Annotated in this window: 1 protein-coding gene and 1 pseudogene; both read right to left on the bottom strand. The window is 61.0% G+C overall.

The features are described from left to right. Positions 1 to 90 (bottom strand): annotated as a pseudogene (locus tag BLX41_RS36220) (CHAD domain-containing protein); the annotation flags it as partial. Positions 91 to 231: 141 nt separating this feature from the next. Then, positions 232 to 438: hypothetical protein (locus tag BLX41_RS25015; RefSeq protein ID WP_123727038.1), on the bottom strand; the 207-nt coding region annotated here is incomplete at its 5' end.

Raw genomic sequence — 438 nt, 5'->3', positions numbered from 1 at the left:
GGGGGCGCCAGCCAGTCGCGCCTGACAAGCCAGCAAGCTCACTTCCAGGCTCAAGATCTGAACCACCAATCGATCAACCAAGGCAGACATCAGGCTTTCCCCAACACGGCTCACAAGCCCGACGTGGGCTTATCCGACTCAAGAATGGCACCCCAGGCCCAAGAACGGCATTGCGCCAGGTCATTGGGGTCCGGTGGTGATTGCCCGTTTCAGCGTAGCGGCTGGCGCGGCTCAGCGCCCGGCACGGGACTCTCGAATATAGAAGCGCGCCTTCTCGGCTTTCTTGGTGCACCCTTCAAAAGCTTCGAATTGCTGCTGAGTCTTGGCACCGGTCAGCAACGACAAGGCCTTGGAGTAACTCACAGTGCCGGCGAAACCTTCGGCCTTGGCCAGGTCAAGTTCGTGCCAGGCGGCGTCCAGCTGAGTGCCGCAGCTGTC

Source organism: Pseudomonas protegens (assembly GCF_003732485.1).
Taxonomy (GTDB): Bacteria; Pseudomonadota; Gammaproteobacteria; order Pseudomonadales; family Pseudomonadaceae; genus Aquipseudomonas; species Aquipseudomonas protegens_B.
The sequence above is the reverse complement of the archived record's forward strand: the minus strand, read 5'-3'. Positions and strand labels throughout refer to the sequence as shown.